Annotated in this window: 15 protein-coding genes; 11 read left to right on the top strand and 4 right to left on the bottom strand. The window is 63.6% G+C overall.

What is annotated here, in order from left to right; all coding sequences use genetic code 11:
- Positions 1-434: 434 nt before the first annotated feature.
- Positions 435-1,118 (top strand): hypothetical protein, encoded by a 684-nt coding sequence (locus tag AC04PH_RS17100; protein WP_483067049.1) that lies wholly within the window; start codon positions 435-437, stop codon positions 1,116-1,118.
- A gap of 75 nt (positions 1,119-1,193) precedes the next feature.
- Positions 1,194-3,047: an extracellular solute-binding protein gene (locus AC04PH_RS17095; protein WP_483067048.1), complete on the top strand. Its 1,854-nt coding sequence runs from the start codon at positions 1,194-1,196 to the stop codon at positions 3,045-3,047.
- Positions 3,048-3,099: 52 nt separating this feature from the next.
- Here AC04PH_RS17095 and AC04PH_RS17090 read toward each other — a convergent pair whose 3' ends face one another.
- Complete coding sequence (locus AC04PH_RS17090; RefSeq protein WP_483067047.1) at positions 3,100-3,918, bottom strand: helix-turn-helix domain-containing protein; 819 nt, start codon at positions 3,916-3,918, stop codon at positions 3,100-3,102.
- A 91-nt stretch (positions 3,919-4,009) separates the two neighbouring features.
- Between AC04PH_RS17090 and AC04PH_RS17085 the strand changes: the two genes are divergently transcribed.
- The 3 genes from AC04PH_RS17085 (at position 4,010) to AC04PH_RS17075 (ending at position 6,807) form a co-directional block, all read left to right on the top strand.
- Positions 4,010-5,368 carry a cytochrome P450 gene (locus AC04PH_RS17085; RefSeq protein ID WP_483067046.1) on the top strand — a complete coding sequence of 453 codons (1,359 nt, stop codon included), beginning with the start codon at positions 4,010-4,012 and terminating at the stop codon, positions 5,366-5,368.
- Between the two features lie 88 nt (positions 5,369-5,456).
- On the top strand, positions 5,457-5,825 hold the full coding sequence (locus tag AC04PH_RS17080; RefSeq protein ID WP_483067045.1) for a hypothetical protein: 369 nt from the start codon (positions 5,457-5,459) through the stop codon (positions 5,823-5,825).
- A gap of 115 nt (positions 5,826-5,940) precedes the next feature.
- Complete coding sequence (locus AC04PH_RS17075) at positions 5,941-6,807, top strand: bifunctional 5,10-methylenetetrahydrofolate dehydrogenase/5,10-methenyltetrahydrofolate cyclohydrolase (protein ID WP_483067044.1); 867 nt, start codon at positions 5,941-5,943, stop codon at positions 6,805-6,807.
- On the opposite strand, the gene AC04PH_RS17070 is transcribed toward AC04PH_RS17075, so the two are convergent.
- On the bottom strand, positions 6,802-7,647 hold the full coding sequence (locus tag AC04PH_RS17070; protein ID WP_483067043.1) for a DMT family transporter: 846 nt from the start codon (positions 7,645-7,647) through the stop codon (positions 6,802-6,804). The two genes, AC04PH_RS17075 and AC04PH_RS17070, sit on opposite strands and share 6 nt — an antisense overlap.
- 161 nt (positions 7,648-7,808) lie before the next feature.
- Between AC04PH_RS17070 and AC04PH_RS17065 the strand changes: the two genes are divergently transcribed.
- The 5 genes from AC04PH_RS17065 to AC04PH_RS17045 are packed head-to-tail and all read left to right on the top strand — an operon-like array spanning position 7,809 to position 11,680.
- Positions 7,809-10,178 (top strand): trimethylamine N-oxide demethylase, encoded by a 2,370-nt coding sequence (locus tag AC04PH_RS17065; protein ID WP_483067042.1) that lies wholly within the window; start codon positions 7,809-7,811, stop codon positions 10,176-10,178.
- Complete coding sequence (locus tag AC04PH_RS17060) at positions 10,178-10,558, top strand: hypothetical protein (protein WP_483067067.1); 381 nt, start codon at positions 10,178-10,180, stop codon at positions 10,556-10,558. Before AC04PH_RS17065 ends, AC04PH_RS17060 begins: the two co-directional genes overlap by 1 nt.
- Positions 10,555-10,968, top strand: a complete 414-nt coding sequence (locus AC04PH_RS17055; protein WP_483067041.1) for a hypothetical protein — start codon at positions 10,555-10,557, stop codon at positions 10,966-10,968. The genes AC04PH_RS17060 and AC04PH_RS17055 overlap by 4 nt, the downstream gene beginning before the upstream one ends.
- Before the next feature lie 59 nt (positions 10,969-11,027).
- On the top strand, positions 11,028-11,273 hold the full coding sequence (locus AC04PH_RS17050) for a type II toxin-antitoxin system Phd/YefM family antitoxin (RefSeq protein WP_483067040.1): 246 nt from the start codon (positions 11,028-11,030) through the stop codon (positions 11,271-11,273).
- Positions 11,270-11,680, top strand: coding sequence for a PIN domain-containing protein (locus tag AC04PH_RS17045; RefSeq protein WP_483067039.1), 411 nt, complete (start codon positions 11,270-11,272; stop codon positions 11,678-11,680). Before AC04PH_RS17050 ends, AC04PH_RS17045 begins: the two co-directional genes overlap by 4 nt.
- Here AC04PH_RS17045 and AC04PH_RS17040 read toward each other — a convergent pair.
- Positions 11,677-13,011 (bottom strand): NAD(P)-binding domain-containing protein, encoded by a 1,335-nt coding sequence (locus tag AC04PH_RS17040; protein WP_483067038.1) that lies wholly within the window; start codon positions 13,009-13,011, stop codon positions 11,677-11,679. The genes AC04PH_RS17045 and AC04PH_RS17040 overlap by 4 nt on opposite strands.
- Before the next feature lie 272 nt (positions 13,012-13,283).
- Between AC04PH_RS17040 and AC04PH_RS17035 the strand changes: the two genes are divergently transcribed.
- On the top strand, positions 13,284-13,895 hold the full coding sequence (locus AC04PH_RS17035; RefSeq protein ID WP_483067037.1) for a hypothetical protein: 612 nt from the start codon (positions 13,284-13,286) through the stop codon (positions 13,893-13,895).
- Positions 13,896-13,944: 49 nt separating this feature from the next.
- Here AC04PH_RS17035 and glnT read toward each other — a convergent pair whose 3' ends face one another.
- Positions 13,945-15,270, bottom strand: coding sequence for a type III glutamate--ammonia ligase (gene glnT, locus AC04PH_RS17030; RefSeq protein WP_483067036.1), 1,326 nt, complete (start codon positions 15,268-15,270; stop codon positions 13,945-13,947).
- Positions 15,271-15,279 lie beyond the last annotated feature (9 nt).

Raw genomic sequence — 15,279 nt, 5'->3', positions numbered from 1 at the left:
GCAAAACCTTCCCCGTGGGGAAGGTGGCGGCCAGTAATCCCTGCGGAAAGCACCCTTGAGCAATCGCAGGCAGCCCGAATCGGTCGCGTTCGTCATCCCGGGAGAAAGGACCCTATTTGGGGGGGCACTTGCCGATCACTACCAATGCTTGGGGGGACATCAAGGCTTTTTGGCGGGACACCGTGAGTGACCCCCTATACCAGATTCAATACCTGTTTCATTTTCAGAATAAGGACAGGATCGACCCAAGTGGGACGAATCCTTGACAGGTTGCGCATTTTCAACGCAAATCAGGGTGAGGTTCGGAATAGCGTTGCAAAACCGTTAACGGAGCGTTCGCAGAAAACGCATTTACGCAACACCCCCGCACCACCGGGTAGGATATCGGCCGTACCGGATTCGCACATCGCGGACCGGTCAGGCGGAGGATGAAGATGCAGCAGGTGAAGGCCGTCGGTGCAAGCGCACCTGCCTTGAAATACGATATCCTGACCGCGCTCATGGCGCTGGCCTGTCACGACGGCGGGGTCGAGGGGCGGCTGGCCGCCCGGCTGACGCTGTTGATCACGGCGCGGTTCAACTGGCAGCGCGGCAGTTTTGCCAGCGGCCAACGCGAGATCGGCCAGCTTTGGGGTGTGACGGAGCGGACGGCAAAGCGTGAGCTGGCGGCGATGCGCGCGCGCGACTGGATCAGTGTCAGGCGGCCGGCGGCGCGGGGCAGGGTGGCCGAACACGCCATCGACCTGACCCGCGTGCTGGAGGCCACGCGCCCGCATTGGGCCGCCGTCGGCCCGGATTTCGTGGCGCGGATGGGGGCGGGACGCGAGGAGACCCCGGCACCCGCCGGCAATGTTGTGCCGTTCCGCAAAACCGATCACCCGGACGACGGGACACTTTGGGCGGCGGCCTCGCGCAGTCTGGCGCAAAGCGACGGGGCCCTGCACGCGGCGTGGTTTGCGGGACTGGTCGAGGCGGAGCGGAGCACGAAAACGCTCACTCTGATCGCGCCCAGCAAATTCGCGGCCTCCTATATCACCACGCATCTGTCCGGGCGGCTGCTGGCGGCGGTGTCGCAGCAGGACGCGGGGATCATCGCGGTGACGGTGGCCGCACCGTGACGGGGCAGGGTGCTTGACTCTGCGGCGCGGGTCATTGTGCATGGGTGCATCCCACCGCACAGGAGACCCTCGGCCATGACACTTCGCCATATCTCACTGCCCCTTTTTCTGCTGACCGGCATGGCCGCGCAGGCCGAGACCACGATCAGCCACGGTTATTCGACCTTTGGCGATCTGAAGTATCCGGCCGATTTCACGCATTTCGACTATGCGAACCCCGACGCCCCGCAGGGCGGCGTGATGAGCCAGCGGCAGCTTTTCGGGGCGACGAGTTTTGACAGCCTCAATGTGTTCATCATCAAGGGCGACAGCGCGCCCGAGGTCGGGATGCACATCTACGACACGCTGATGGTGCGCGCCTATGACGAGCCGGACGCGCTTTATGGTCTGGTGGCGGAAAGCATCGAATACCCCGACGATCTGTCCTACGTCGCTTTCGAGATGCGGCCCGAAGCGCGGTTTCATGACGGCGAACCGGTGACGGCGGATGATGTGGTTTTCACCGTCGAGGCACTGCGCACCGAGGGCCACCCGTATTATCAGAACCTGCTGTCGGATATCGAGGCCGTGGTGGCAGAAGGTGACCACCGCGTGCGGTTCGACCTGGCAGAGGGGGTCGGGGCCGGATACCCCGGCACGCTGGGCGAACTGGCGATCCTGCCGCGCCATTTTTACGACGATACGCCGTTCGACGAAAGCTGGATGACGGTGCCGGTCGGGTCCGGCCCCTATGTGCTGGACGCGGTGGAGCCGTCGCGCACGCTGCGGTTCTGCCGTGACCCCGATTACTGGGGTGCCGATCTGCCGGTGAACGCGGGGCGCAACAACTTCGACTGTTTCGCCTATGAGTATTTCGCCGACGACACTGTGGGGCTGGAGGCCTTCACGGTCGGGGAATACGCGATGCGGGTCGAGAACAGTTCGGCCAAATGGGCGACGGGCTATGATTTTCCGGCCGCGGCTGCGGGGCACGTAAAGCAGGTGCTGCTGCCCGACGGGCGGCCCGCCAATGCGCAGGGCATCTGGTTCAACCTGCGCAATCCGGTGTTGCAGGACATTCGCGTGCGGCGGGCGCTGGAACACGGGTTCAACTTTGCCTGGACCAACGAGACGCTGTTCTACGGCACCTACAAGCGGACCGACAGTTTCTTTGAAAACACCGATATGCAGGCGGAGGGCCTGCCCGAAGGGGCGGAACTGGCGCTGCTGGAGCAGTATCGCGACCAGCTACCGGAGAGCGTATTCACGCAAGCCGCATATGTGCCCTACGCGGGCGATCCCGCGCCGCGCGACCGGGCGGCACTGCGCGCCGCGTCCGACCTGCTGGACGCGGCGGGGTGGATCACGGGCGACGACGGGATGCGCCGCAACGCCGACGGTGACCTGCTGTCGCTGTCGTTTCCCGGATCGAGCCGGAGCCTGGAGCGGATCCTCGTGCCGTTCACCGAGAACCTGCGCAGCATTGGCGTGGATGTCACCTATGACATCATCGACCCGGCCGCGATGAACGAGCGGCGCGAGAATTACGATTTCGACCTGTCGCTGACCTCCTGGCAGGTCAAGACCACGCCGGGTGCGGAACTGCGCGCGTTCTACGGATCGAACGCCGCCGCAGCGCAGGGCAGCAACAACCTGAGCGGTCTTGCCGACCCGGTGGTCGATGCGCTGATCGGCCATGTGGCGGATGCGCAGAGCCGGGAAGAGCTGACGACCGCGGCACGGGCCCTCGACCGGGTGTTGCGGGACCGGGTGATCTGGATCGGAAACTGGCATCTGGGTGCGCATCGCACCGCGCTGTGGGATATCTACGGCATGCCCGCGGAACCGGCGATCTATGATTTCAACCGGGGTGTGGATTTCTGGTGGCTGGATCAGGACAAGTATCAGGCGCTGATCGACGCGGGCGCGCTGCCCGATACGTTCCGCTAGGGCAGGGGCCGGGACCGCTGCCATGTGCCACGATCGTTCGTAACGCGGACTTTCAGAACCGCTCGCCCAGCAGGCGGTAGCACCAGAACGCCTCTTCCGTCGCCACGCGCCGATTGAGGTTGGCCGGAGAGAAGCCCGTGACCCGTTTCAGGGCGCGCCCCATGTGGGACTGGTCGGAAAAACCCGCATCGGCGGCGAGGTCCGCAGGGGCGGCGTCGGGTGCCGCGACGGACAGGCGGTGCAGGTTTTCGACCTTGGCGAACAGGGACAGGGTCTTGCGGTTCTGCCCTGTCCAGTGCTGGAGCCGACGTTGGGCCGTGCGCAGGCTGCGCCCCGATCCGGATTGTGCGAGCCTGAGCGCCAGCGAGCGCATCCAGTCCGCGAGACGATGCGAGCCGCCCCAGTCCACCCCGCCGGTCTGACGCCAAAGCGCCGATATCGCGTTCCAGAAGCCCGGCCAGCTTTGCGCGGTCAGCTCTGCTTCCAGCGTCCGCAGGGCAGGGGCCATGCCAGCGGGCAGGTCGCCCGCAAGCGTGCCGCCGAGGCGCTGCCAGGCGTCTGGGAAAAATCCGATCGAAACTGCGAAAAGTGGGCCGGGGCTCCAGCTGCAATAGGGCGTGTGCCTTGGTCCGTCGATCAGCCGTTTGCCGACCGGTGGGACGTTTCGCAGCGCGTCGAGGCTGGCAATCGTGTCGCCGACATGAAGTTGGCCGTGCAGTGTCAGTGTGATGGAGAACAGCGGCGAGGCGGGAAAGTAGTTGATCCGCTCCACGTCCGACAGTGCGACGCCACGGGTGTCCCGCACGATGCAGGCGGCGATACAACCGGCCAGATCGCGCGGCGGCAGGACCAGTCTGGACACTGTGGGCATCGGCGTCTCCGTGGCGTGACGCTTTCGTTCTATAGTGCCGGTGGAGATTGTGCAAAAACGCGCGAAACGACGCAGACGGACGGTACCGGCGATGACAGGCAAAGCCCCCCATCAGAACGCGGACAAGCGGTTCAACATCATAAACGGACGCGGGTTTTTTCGCCCGCTGCGGCGTTTTCTCAAAGAGCTTCCGGCGGATTATGTGGGCACACTCGCGCAGGTCCAGACGCACCACGGTGATCTTGTACACTGGAAGGTCTTCGGCGGGCTGATCAACTTCGTCTTCATCAGTGATGCGCATGTGAACCGGGAACTATTCGTGCGCCATGTGGAGGCCCTGAAAAAGTCGCCCTCGCAGATCCAGACCTTTCTGTTCGCGGCGGGCGACAGCGTCGCGACCGCGCATGGGGAAAGCTGGCGGGTGAAGCGGAAAGAGGCGAACGCGCTGTTTTCGCGCAGGATCGTCGAAGCGTCCTTTGCCGGGCAGGTCGCGGTCGTGCGCGACTATGTCGGACAGATCGGCGAGGGGCCGCAGGAGGCGCTGACGGTTGCCCGCAGGCTTGCGGCCATCACCTCCAGCCGGGGGATTCTGGGCCGCCCGATCACGCTGGCCGAGGCCGATGCGCAGATCGCCTTCAGCAAGGCCGCCGCGGACCGGTTCAACGCGGAAAGTGCGCATCTTTTCGCGCGCCCGCATTGGATGCTGGCACCCTGGCGGCGGGTTCTGGCGCAACGCAAGCGCGAGGCCTTCGGAATCGTCGCCAAGGCGATCGAGGAGCTGCGGCAGTCCACGGCGCCGAACGATGGCATGATGGCGCATTATGTGAACGGCGATTTCGTGACCTCCAGCGATGCGGAGATGCGGACGATCCTTGTCGGATTGCTCATGGGCGCGCAGGACAATATCGCATCGGCCGTCGGCTGGATACTGGCGTTCCTCGCCCATCATCCGCAGTTGCAGGACCGGATTCGACAGGACATCGTGTCCGCCGGACCGGCCGCGCGCGACCTGCAATCCCATCCTTATCTGCAGGCGAGCATCGCGGAAATCCTGCGCCTGCGCCCGCCGGCACCGGCAAACCAGCCCCGCGTGCTGACGAAGCCCGTGGATATCGCGGGCCATACGCTGCCCAAGGGGGCGTTCGTCTTCAATTCGTTTTTCAACATGCATCACGATCCGACGGCGTTCACCGACCCGGAGCGTATGGACCCCGCGCGGTTCATCGCGGACGCCAAGAGCAGGCCGGTGCATTTCGTGCCCTTCGGCCATGGGCCGCGCAATTGCGTCGCGCAGGGGATGGCGATCCAGCAGCTTTCAGCGATCGTGCTGGGCTTGCTTGCAGAGCATCGCATCACGACGTCGCGCGATACGTTGCCCGGGATCACCCAGTTGCCGTTTCTGATTCCCGAGCCATTTCAGATCACGGTGCATGGGCGTAGCGCGTCATGAACGTCCCGGCCTGGCACCTTTGGTTTCGTTACCGGTCGGCGTTGCTGTGCTGCCGCATGGGGCTCATCCGCTTCGCGGAGACAAACCCATGATCGAGATTGCCGCCATCTGTCTGGTTCTGGTCGGCGCGATGCACAGCGTTCTGGGCGGTCGGGCCCTGATCGCGCCGCTGCTGGCCCGGACGGATTTTCCGGTCATCCTGGGCAGCCGGCGCAACGCAAGGCTGACGTTGTGGTTCGGCTGGCACGCCCTCACGTTGTTCTGGTGGGCGCAGGCGGCCGTACTTTGGGTCATCGCCGATGCACCCGAACAGGCCGCCGGTGCCACGCTTCTGAGCCTCGCCGCGGCCTGCGGCGCGATGGGGCTGATCGCTTTGGTCGTGTCGAAGGGCCGGCACCTGTCGTGGGTCTTTTTCCTGCCCATCGCCGCCTTTCTTGGCCTGTCGTTCGTCGGGTAATCGGATATGCCGCAACACCTGACGCAATTCGCGGTCAGGATGTCGCACCGCCGGATTGACCGCCAGCCGCGTCCGGCAATGATCTGTCCGAACGGTTTCGGACAAGAGGTGCGGCATGAAGGACAACCGGCTGATCGACGGCGTCGCCGTGAAGACGCGGATCATCGCGCAGGTGAAGGACTATGCCGGCGGCTTTGACGCGATGCCGAAACTCGTGTCGATCCTGATCGGCGACGTGCCGGAGGCTGCGGTCTACGTGCGCAATCAGGTGCGTGGTGCCGCGCAGGCGGGGCTGCCGTTCGAGCAGGTGAACTGGCCGCAAGACATCACGCAGGCCGAGTGCAAGGCGCGGCTTTTGGAGATGAACGACGATGCAGACGTGCTTGGGATCATCCTGCAGCGCCCGGTGCCGGCGCATATCAACGTGCGGTCGCTGCAATCGGCGATCCATCCGCTGAAGGACGTGGAGGGGATGAACCCGGCCTCTATCGGCAATATCGTTTATTCAGACGTCGCGCTCGCCCCCTGCACGGCGGCGGCGAGCGTGGCACTGATCAAGGAAACCGGCCTGCCGATGGAAGGGCTGGAGGTCGTGATGATCGGCCATTCGGAGATCGTGGGCAAACCGGCGGCGATGATGCTGATGGCCGAGGGCTGCACCGTGACGGTATGCCACCACATGACGCGATCCGTGGCCATGCACTCGCGGCGGGCCGATGTGGTGGTCGTCGCGGTGGGCAAGGCGCATCTGGTGGGGCCGGACATGATTAAGCCGGGGGCGGCGGTGATCGACATCGGGATCAACCAGATCGAAACGGACGAGGGCCCCAGGATTGTGGGCGACGTGGATACCGACCGCGTGATCGACGTGGCGGGGTGGATCTCGCCGGTGCCGGGTGGGGTTGGGCCGGTGACGGTGGCGATTCTGATGCGCAACGCGATGGTGGCGCATCAGCGCCAGATCGCGGCGGGCTGGTTATAGCGCGAGATACCCCACGCCGCAGAACGCGATCACGCAGCCGCCCCACTGCGGCAGGGTCATCGCCTCCTTGAGCAGCGCCCAGGCGAGCAGGATCGTGAGCAGGCCGAACATGGAAGACGAGACGGCGGCATATTGCGCGTCGGGCAAGTTGCCCGCTGAGAGGACGCAGTAAAGTGCGATCCCGTCGGCCACGCCCATCGCCACAAGCCAGGGCAGGGCGCGCGTGTCGGGCCAGAACGGTTGCCGTGCGACTAGCAGGATCAGCACGGTCAGCGCCACGGCAAGCACGCGGGTGACGAGCGTGGTGGGCATCTCGTGGCCGATCCCGGCGGCGTATTGGCCCAGGGCGAAGGTGCCGGCAAAGCCCACGGCGGAGAGCAGCGCGTAGAGGATCGTCGGCCCCTTGGGCGGGGCCTGATCGGTGCTGGCGTCCGATAGGGCCGCCACCAGCGCCACGCCGCCGACGATGGCCAGCACGGCGGCCCATTGCAGCGGTGTGACGGCGATGCCCTGCATGGCGGCCCAGCCGACCGACAGGATCGGGTAGCCCGCGATCAGCGGTGCCACCAGCCGCACCGGCCCGCGCTGGAACGCGGCATAAAGCCCGAAAGTGGCCAGCACGAAGAACGCACCGGCCAGCAGCGACGGCCAGAGTGCGGCGGCAGGCACCGGGGCAAAGCCGCCGGTGACGGCCATCAGGCCCAGATGGAACACCAGCCCCGTGACCAGCACGGTCAGGATGCAGGCGGTCATGGCCATGGTCTGGCTGAGGAAGCGCACGCAGATGTCATGAAAGCCCCAGCACAGGGCCGCGATCAGGCCGAGAGCGAGCGCGCTCATGCGGCGGGTCCGGTCGTGACCCGCTCAGGTGTCCGGCCCAAAAATGTGAATAGAAGACGACTCATCGGTGCGATTTCATTTGCCGTGATCCTGCCTGTCTGATTTCATAAGGTTCAATATTTATTCCGCTCATGCAACACCGCAGATCAGGAGCCGCGCCTATGCTTGATCAGTACCCTACGGTGCAACCCGGCCCGCCGAAACCCAGCAGCATCATTCAGCCGCGCGTCTTTTCCATGCCGCCGGGGGTGGAGCGGTATGTGGTCGAGGGGCTGGGGGCCGCGCTGATCGCGGTCGAGCCGGGCGATACGCTCACCATCATTAACGACGAGGGCGGGCAGCGCTGCGAGATCGTGCCGCTGGACGGCAAGGGCCGTGTGGACGGTGCCGTAATCGGAGCCACGCTGGACGGCGGGGCTGGGGGGCTGCGCGCGCTTCTGGCCGGTGATGATCAATCGCTGTGCGGGTTGCGCATGGGGCTGGAGGCGCGCGGTGTCGATCTGGCGGGTGCGGGCGCGCTGCATCTGTTCGAGGCCACGACACCGGCCAAGACGGAAGCGGTGTTCACCGCGACGGCGACGGGCGCGGTGGTGATCGCCGCGACGGGCGGGCCGATGGACATCGAGGCGCAGGATACGGCGACACCGCTGGTGGTGATGGTCAAGCGTGCCGTGATCAAATCGCAGGTGAAATTCGAACTGCCCGATCCGCTGGCCGATCCCTTGCAGGACATCCGCGTGCACAGCGCCACGGCAGAGGCCTATTTCGTGAAGGCGGGCGACTACATCCAGATTCAGGATGTGGACGGGCGGCAATGCACCGATTTCGAATGTTTCAGCGCGCGCAAGCTGGACAAGGGGATCGAACACGCGCTGGATGTGACGACGACGCGCACCCTGATGGGCCACGCCTATCCGATGCCGGGCCTGCACGCGAAATACTACGATCAGGAGATGATCCCGCTGGTCGAGGTGGTGCAGGATACCTGCGGGCGGCACGATGCGTTCGCCATGGCCTGCACCGAAAAATATTACAACGACATCGGTTATCCGGGGCATGTGAACTGTTCGACGAACTTCAACCACGCGCTGGCGCAATACAACGTCGCGCCGCGCCGGGGCTGGATGGCGATCAATTTCTTTTTCAACACCGGGATCGACGATCACGGGGTGATGTACACGGACGAGCCATGGTCGCGGCCCGGTGACTACGTGCTGCTGCGGGCGCTGACGGATATCGTCTGCGTGTCCAGCGCCTGCCCGGACGACACGACGGCGGCCAACGGCTGGAACCCCACCGATATCCATATTCGCACCTACAGCGGCAAAGAGACCTTCAAGCGGGCCATCGCGTTCCGCGCGACCCCAGATTCAGAGGCGCAGATGACCAAGGAAACCGGATTTCACGCGAGCTTTGCCAAACACACGCGGAATTTTGTTGAATACAACGGCTATTGGCTGGCGAACTGCTTTGCCGCCTCCGGCCCGATCGCGGAGTACGAGGCATGCCGCACGAAATCCGTGATCATGGACCTGTCGCCCCTGCGCAAGTTCGAGGTGACGGGGCCGGACGCCGAGGCGCTGTGCCAATATGCCTTTACCCGCAACATGAAGACGCTGCCCGTAGGCGGTGTGGTCTATACCGCGATGTGCTATGAACACGGCGGCATGATCGACGACGGCACGGTGTTCCGGCTGGGCCGCGACAATTTCCGCTGGATCGGCGGCACGGATTACGGCGGCGAATGGCTGCGCGAGTTGGCGGACAAGCACGGGCTGAAGGTGCTGGTGCGCTCCTCCACCGATCAGTTGCACAACGTCGCCGTGCAGGGGCCCGAAAGCCGAGACCTGCTGCGCAAGCTGGTCTGGACCGCGCCGCACAACCCGGAGTTCGACCAGTTGGACTGGTTCCGCTTTACGCCCGCGCGGCTGCACAACGAAAGCGGCACGCCTTTCGTGCTGTCGCGCACGGGCTACACCGGTGAATTGGGATACGAGGTGATGTGCCACCCGCGCGATTGTGCCGAGATTTTCGATGCGATCTGGACGGCGGGGCAGGACCACGGGCTGACGCCGATGGGGTTGGAGGCGCTGGATATGGTGCGGATAGAGGCGGGGCTGATCTTTGCCGGTTACGATTTTTCCGACCAGACGGACCCGTTCGAGGCGGGCATCGGGTTCACCGTGCCGCTGAAATCCAAGACCGATGATTTCGTGGGCCGCGATGCGCTGATCCGGCGCAAGGAAAACCCGATGCGCAAACTGGTGGGCCTTGAGATCGACAGCGAGGTAGAGGTGGGCCACGGCGATTGCATCCATATCGGGCGCGCGCAGGTGGGCGAGGTGACATCAGCCATGCGCTCGCCGCTGCTGAAAAAGAACATCGCGATGGCACGGATCGACGTGACGCACGCGGCCCCCGGCACGCAGGTGGAGGTGGGCAAGCTGGACGGGCACCAGAAACGCCTGCCCGCGCGGGTGGCCGACACGCTGGCGGCCTATGACCCGCGCAAAGAGAAGCCCCGCTCGTGATGCGTTTTGTCCTCTCCACGGTCGCCTCGCTATGCCTGCTCGTGACCTCTGCTCAGGCGCAGTCGGTCAAGCTGACGGCGGAGGAAATCGCGATTCTGCTCACCGGCAATACCGCCGTGGGCAGATGGGACGGCGTGTCGTATCGCCAGTTCTTTGCCGAGGACGGCACGACGATTTTCGCGCAGGATGGCGCCAGATCGGCCCTTGGTGCATGGCGCGTCGATGCGGAGGCAGACGAATACCAAAGCTCCTGGCCCGGCGCTGCCGACTGGGAAGGCTGGTTCGTCATGGAATATGGCGGCGTCTGGTTCTGGGTCAGCAAGACCACACCGCCGACCCCGTTCGAAATGGTCGAGGGACAACAGCTGGTCGCCGAATGATCCGGCTGGCCGCCTTGCTGATCGGGTTGGGGTCGGGGGTCGCGGCTGATTTCTGCGATGACGTGCTGGCGCTGGAGGACAGCGTCGCGCCCGCGCTGACCTTGCCGGGGCAGACAGAGACCATCGCCTGCACGCAGTCGCTGGCCTTGGGGGGCGGGCGGCAGGTGCATTGTGGCTGGCCATTTGCCTATCGCGCCGCCGCCGCTACGGGTGCGTTCGATGCGGGGCTTGCGGCATTGCAGGGTTGTTTCGGCGCGGTCATCGAAGACCCGGGTGTGAATCACCCTGATTTCTATGATCTGCGCATTTTTACGGCAGGTGACCGGCAGATCGGCCTGTCGTTGAAGGATAAGGCAGCGTTGGATCAGACCTGGGTTTTCCTGTGGGTGACGGTGCCGGACCAGCCTTGATCTTGACAAATATAGGTTATCTGGCTAGATATCTGGCTAGATTGATCAGGATATAAACCATGCTCAGCCTTCAGGATGCAAAGAACCGTTTCAGCGCGGTGGTCGAGGCGGCGCTGGCCGGACGGCCACAGCAGGTGTCGCGACGCGGCAAGCCTGCGGTCGTGGTGGTCGCGGCGGATGAATACGCGCGGCTGGTGGCACAGGCGCAGGGGCAGCGCGGGTCGTTCGCGCGGCATCTGATGGCGTTCCCGGCGGGTGAGGATATGGCGCGCATCGCGGCGGCACCGCGCGACGTGGAGTTTTGATCTATATCCTCGACACGAACGTGATTTCCGCGCTGCGCCGTGCGGATCGCACACCGCAGGTCGCCGCATGGATCGGCACCGTGCCGGAGACGCAACTGTATCTCAGCGCGATCACGCTGGGGGAAATCGCGCGGGGCATCGCCTTGCAGGACAAACGCAACCCGGCATTCGCCGCAGACCTGCGCGCGTGGCTGGACACGACGACGACGCTGTTTGCCGACCGGATCCTGCCATTTGACGCGGGTGATGCGCTGGTCTGGGGGGAGCTGTCCGCCAGGATCGGCCATCCGGGCGCGGACCTGATGATCGCGGCACAGGGGATCGCGCGGGATGCGACGGTGGTGACCGGGAACACGGCGGATTTCGCGCCGACAGGGGTTGCCTTGCACGACCCCTTTGCGGGCTAATTCTGGAGATAGACCTCGAGGCTGTCGTCCATCGCGTCTTTCCACGGTGTATGATGCTTGGGGGCCATGGTGCCGGTCATCACGGATTTGTAACCGTTGTCGCGGAAGGTCATGATCCCGGCCTTCTTGTGGCCCTTCCATTCCTTGAACGCCTTGCAGGCGCCCTTCACGTCGAATGTCGGGTAATCCGTTTCTTCGATCAACTCGCGGATATAGCCGCCCTGATACCAGATCGCGTCGTAATCATCCTCGCCCGCGTCCTCGCGCGCGACGCGGTCCTCTACGTCGGCGATCATGGTGGCGCGGTCGGGCAGGGCGATCTTGCCCATGATCGCGTCACGCACCCACCAAGCCTGTGCGTCGAACATATTGAAAGTGAACCACTGGTCCTGCATCCCGATGTAGAACAGCGCGGGTTCGTCCACAAAGACCACACCCTTGTAGAGGTTCGCGCTGGCCAGACGGTTCGCGGTCTTCAGGCGCAGATCGTCGGGCAGGAACGGGAAGTGGTGTTTGTAGCCGGTGCACAGGATCACGGCGTCGATGTCCTTGGTCGTGCCGTCCTTGAAATGAGCGGTGTTGCCGTCGACGTGGGTCAGCAGCGGCACCTCTTGCCAGTTGTCGGGCCAGTCGTATCCCATGGCAGCGGTGCGGTGGCTGACGGTGATGGATTTCGCGCCGTATTTCCAGCATTGCGAGCCGATGTCTTCGGCCGAATAGGAGGTGCCGACGATCAGGATGTCCTTGTCCTTGAACTCCATCGCGTCGCGGAAATCATGGGCGTGCAGCACCCGGCCCTTGAAGCTCTCGAACCCGTCGAACTGCGGCACGTTGGGGGTGCTGAAATGGCCGGTGCAGACGATCACGTGGTCGAACTCTTCGGTATAGGTGCGATCCTCGGGCAGGTGGCAGACGGTGACCTGAAACTTGTCGCCGTCCTTCTCGACCCAGCGCACGGCGGTTTCGAACCGGATCCAATCGCGCACGCCCGCCTTTTTCACGCGGCCTTCGATGTAGTCGAACAGCACCGCGCGGGGCGGGTAGGAGGCGATCTGTTTGCCGAAATGTTCCTCGAACGAGTAGTCGGCAAATTCCAGCCCCTCCTTGGGGCCGTTGGACCACAGATAGCGATACATGGAACCGTGCACCGGCTCTCCGTATTCATCGAGGCCCGTGCGCCAGGTGTAGTTCCACAGGCCGCCCCAGTTGGATTGCTTCTCGAAACAGACGATCTCGGGGATGTCCTCGCCATTGGCCTGTGCGGACTGGAAGGCGCGCAACTGTGCCAGACCGGATGGCCCGGCCCCCAGAACTGCGATACGTTTGGTCATGCTGCGGCGCTCCTTATGCGGATTCCAGTTGTGGCAATTGCACAGGGGTGACTACTGTAAGTCAACAATTTTTCTTGTGGGTAAACGGAGTCGAAACGGGTTGGCTCTTTTTTGTGCTGCGCGTGAAAAGGGTGTGGCAAAGCGGGGTCGGCTGAAATTGTCGGTCGCATATAACGTCGATGGGGCCCACTATCACGGCGGCGGCAGTTGACCGGCTGCGATACACGAACTTAGGGTTGTCGTGATGTTTCACGATCAGTCAGGAGTATTTTGTGATCAAGAAAAGTATTGTGTCTTGCACAGCTGTTGCTGTTTTGTCGGCCTGTGGTGGGAGTAGCAGCGGCCCTGCCACTTATGAGGACACGCTTGCCCGTCTGGCTGACGTCGACGCCGCGATTGGTGGCGATTTTAGAAATCTCTCCCCGACACCAAACACAGCGTTGCCTTCGGGTTCAGTGAGCTATGACGGTGTTGCCATGCTTTTTGACGAAGGCGCAAGTCTTGATGAGGGCGGGTTCGGAGCGATCGGGAACACGACTGTCGCGGTGGATTTTGCATCGGGCACCGTTTCGGCGTTGGCGACCGACCTTTTCCAGATCACCGAAGTCACGGCCGACGATAGCGCCGAAGGCCTTTCCGATTTATTTGCGGGATCACAGGGGGCTGCCATCGACGGAAATATTTCATTTGATTTGAGCGCAGCGGCGGCAGGTGAAATCGGTTATGTTGGCACGGTCACTGCCAACGCCACTGCTCTCGACGGCACCGTTTACAGTCTTGAAAGCGAGGCGGTAGGGTTAGCGATTGGTGCAGATGCCGACGTATTTGCAATTGCCGGTAGGAACGACAATCTAAATTCGCTGGTATTTGCTACTCAGGAATGACAGTGAAATGCGGGGGCCGTTGCGCCCCCGCTATTGAACGCAAGTTCTGTTATATATCCAGCGTGTTCGCCTTTTCCCAGCTGGAGAAGTGACCGCAGAAATCGTCCCATTCCTGCCGCTTCATCTTAAGGTAGGCGGCCGAAAACTCCTCGCCCATCGCCTCTTTCAATCCCTTGTCGCGGTCGTAGGCGCGCAGGGCATCCAGCATGTTGAGCGGCAGTTTCGGCGCGCCGCGGACCTTATGGCCCTCGGCGTACATATCGATGTCGTGGCGCTTGCCCGGGTCGGCCTTTGAGCGCAGGCCGGACAGCCCCGCCGCGATGATGACCGCCTGTAGCAGATAGGGGTTCACCGCGCCGTCGGGCAGGCGCAGTTCGAACCGTCCGGGGCCGGGGACGCGGACCATGTGGGTGCGGTTGTTGCCTGTCCACGTCACCGTGTTGGGCGCCCATGTGGCCCCTGACGTGGTGCGGGGCGCGTTGATGCGTTTGTAGCTGTTCACCGTCGGGTTCGTGATCGCGGCCAAGGCGCTTGCGTGCTTCATGATGCCGCCGAGGAAATGGCGGCCCTGTTCGGACAGGCCCAGTTCGGCCGTCTGGCTGCTGTCGTTTGGTTCGGCGGCGAAAACGTTGGTCTTGCCGTCCTTGTCCCAGACCGAGATATGCGCGTGGCAGCCGTTGCCAGTCAGCCCTTCGATGGGTTTGGGCATGAAGGTGGCGCGGAAGCCGTGCTTTTCGGCCACGCATTTGACCATGAATTTGAAGAAGCTGTGCTTGTCGGCGGTGCGCAGCGCATCGTCGAAATCCCAGTTCATCTCCCACTGGCCGTTCGCATCCTCGTGGTCGTTCTGGTAGGGGTTCCAGCCCAGTTCCAGCATATGATCGGAAATCTCGCGGATCACGTCGAGGCGGCGCATGAAAGCCTGTTGGTCATAACAGGGCTTGGCGGCGGTATCGTGGGGGTCGCTGATCTGATCGCCCTCGGGGGTGAGCAGGAAGAATTCGGCCTCGATCCCCGTTTTGACGTGCATACCCTCCGCGGCTGCCTCGTCGATCAGGCGGCGCAGGACGTTGCGCGGGGCCTGTGCGACATCCTCGCCCTCCATCACGCAGTTGCCCGGCACCCAGGCGATTTCCTTGTTCCACGGCAGGATGATCACAGCCTCGGGGTCCGGCATGGCGAGCATGTCGGGGTGCGCCGGTGTCAGGTCGAGCCATGTGGCGAAACCCGCAAAGCCCGCGCCGTCTTCCTGCATGTCCGCGATGGCGCGGGCAGGGACCAGCTTGGCGCGTTGTCCGCCGAACAGGTCCGTGAAGGAGATCATGAAGTATTTGACGCCGTTGTCCTTGGCGAATTTTGCGAGGTCGGTTGCCATGCGATTATT

It is taken from the genome of Yoonia sp. KMU-150, from assembly GCF_056858355.1.
This window is presented reverse-complemented; position numbering and strand designations above follow the sequence as displayed.

Coding starts and splice junctions, on each gene's coding strand:
- AC04PH_RS17090 (WP_483067047.1), bottom strand. CDS start 3,918: ATGCCCACAGTGTCCAGACTGGTCCTGCCGCCGCGCGATCTGGCCGGT.
- AC04PH_RS17065 (WP_483067042.1), top strand. CDS start 7,809: ATGCTTGATCAGTACCCTACGGTGCAACCCGGCCCGCCGAAACCCAGC.
- AC04PH_RS17080 (WP_483067045.1), top strand. CDS start 5,457: ATGATCGAGATTGCCGCCATCTGTCTGGTTCTGGTCGGCGCGATGCAC.
- AC04PH_RS17060 (WP_483067067.1), top strand. CDS start 10,178: ATGCGTTTTGTCCTCTCCACGGTCGCCTCGCTATGCCTGCTCGTGACC.
- AC04PH_RS17050 (WP_483067040.1), top strand. CDS start 11,028: ATGCTCAGCCTTCAGGATGCAAAGAACCGTTTCAGCGCGGTGGTCGAG.
- glnT (WP_483067036.1), bottom strand. CDS start 15,270: ATGGCAACCGACCTCGCAAAATTCGCCAAGGACAACGGCGTCAAATAC.
- AC04PH_RS17055 (WP_483067041.1), top strand. CDS start 10,555: ATGATCCGGCTGGCCGCCTTGCTGATCGGGTTGGGGTCGGGGGTCGCG.
- AC04PH_RS17075 (WP_483067044.1), top strand. CDS start 5,941: ATGAAGGACAACCGGCTGATCGACGGCGTCGCCGTGAAGACGCGGATC.
- AC04PH_RS17085 (WP_483067046.1), top strand. CDS start 4,010: ATGACAGGCAAAGCCCCCCATCAGAACGCGGACAAGCGGTTCAACATC.
- AC04PH_RS17100 (WP_483067049.1), top strand. CDS start 435: ATGCAGCAGGTGAAGGCCGTCGGTGCAAGCGCACCTGCCTTGAAATAC.
- AC04PH_RS17040 (WP_483067038.1), bottom strand. CDS start 13,011: ATGACCAAACGTATCGCAGTTCTGGGGGCCGGGCCATCCGGTCTGGCA.
- AC04PH_RS17095 (WP_483067048.1), top strand. CDS start 1,194: ATGACACTTCGCCATATCTCACTGCCCCTTTTTCTGCTGACCGGCATG.
- AC04PH_RS17070 (WP_483067043.1), bottom strand. CDS start 7,647: ATGAGCGCGCTCGCTCTCGGCCTGATCGCGGCCCTGTGCTGGGGCTTT.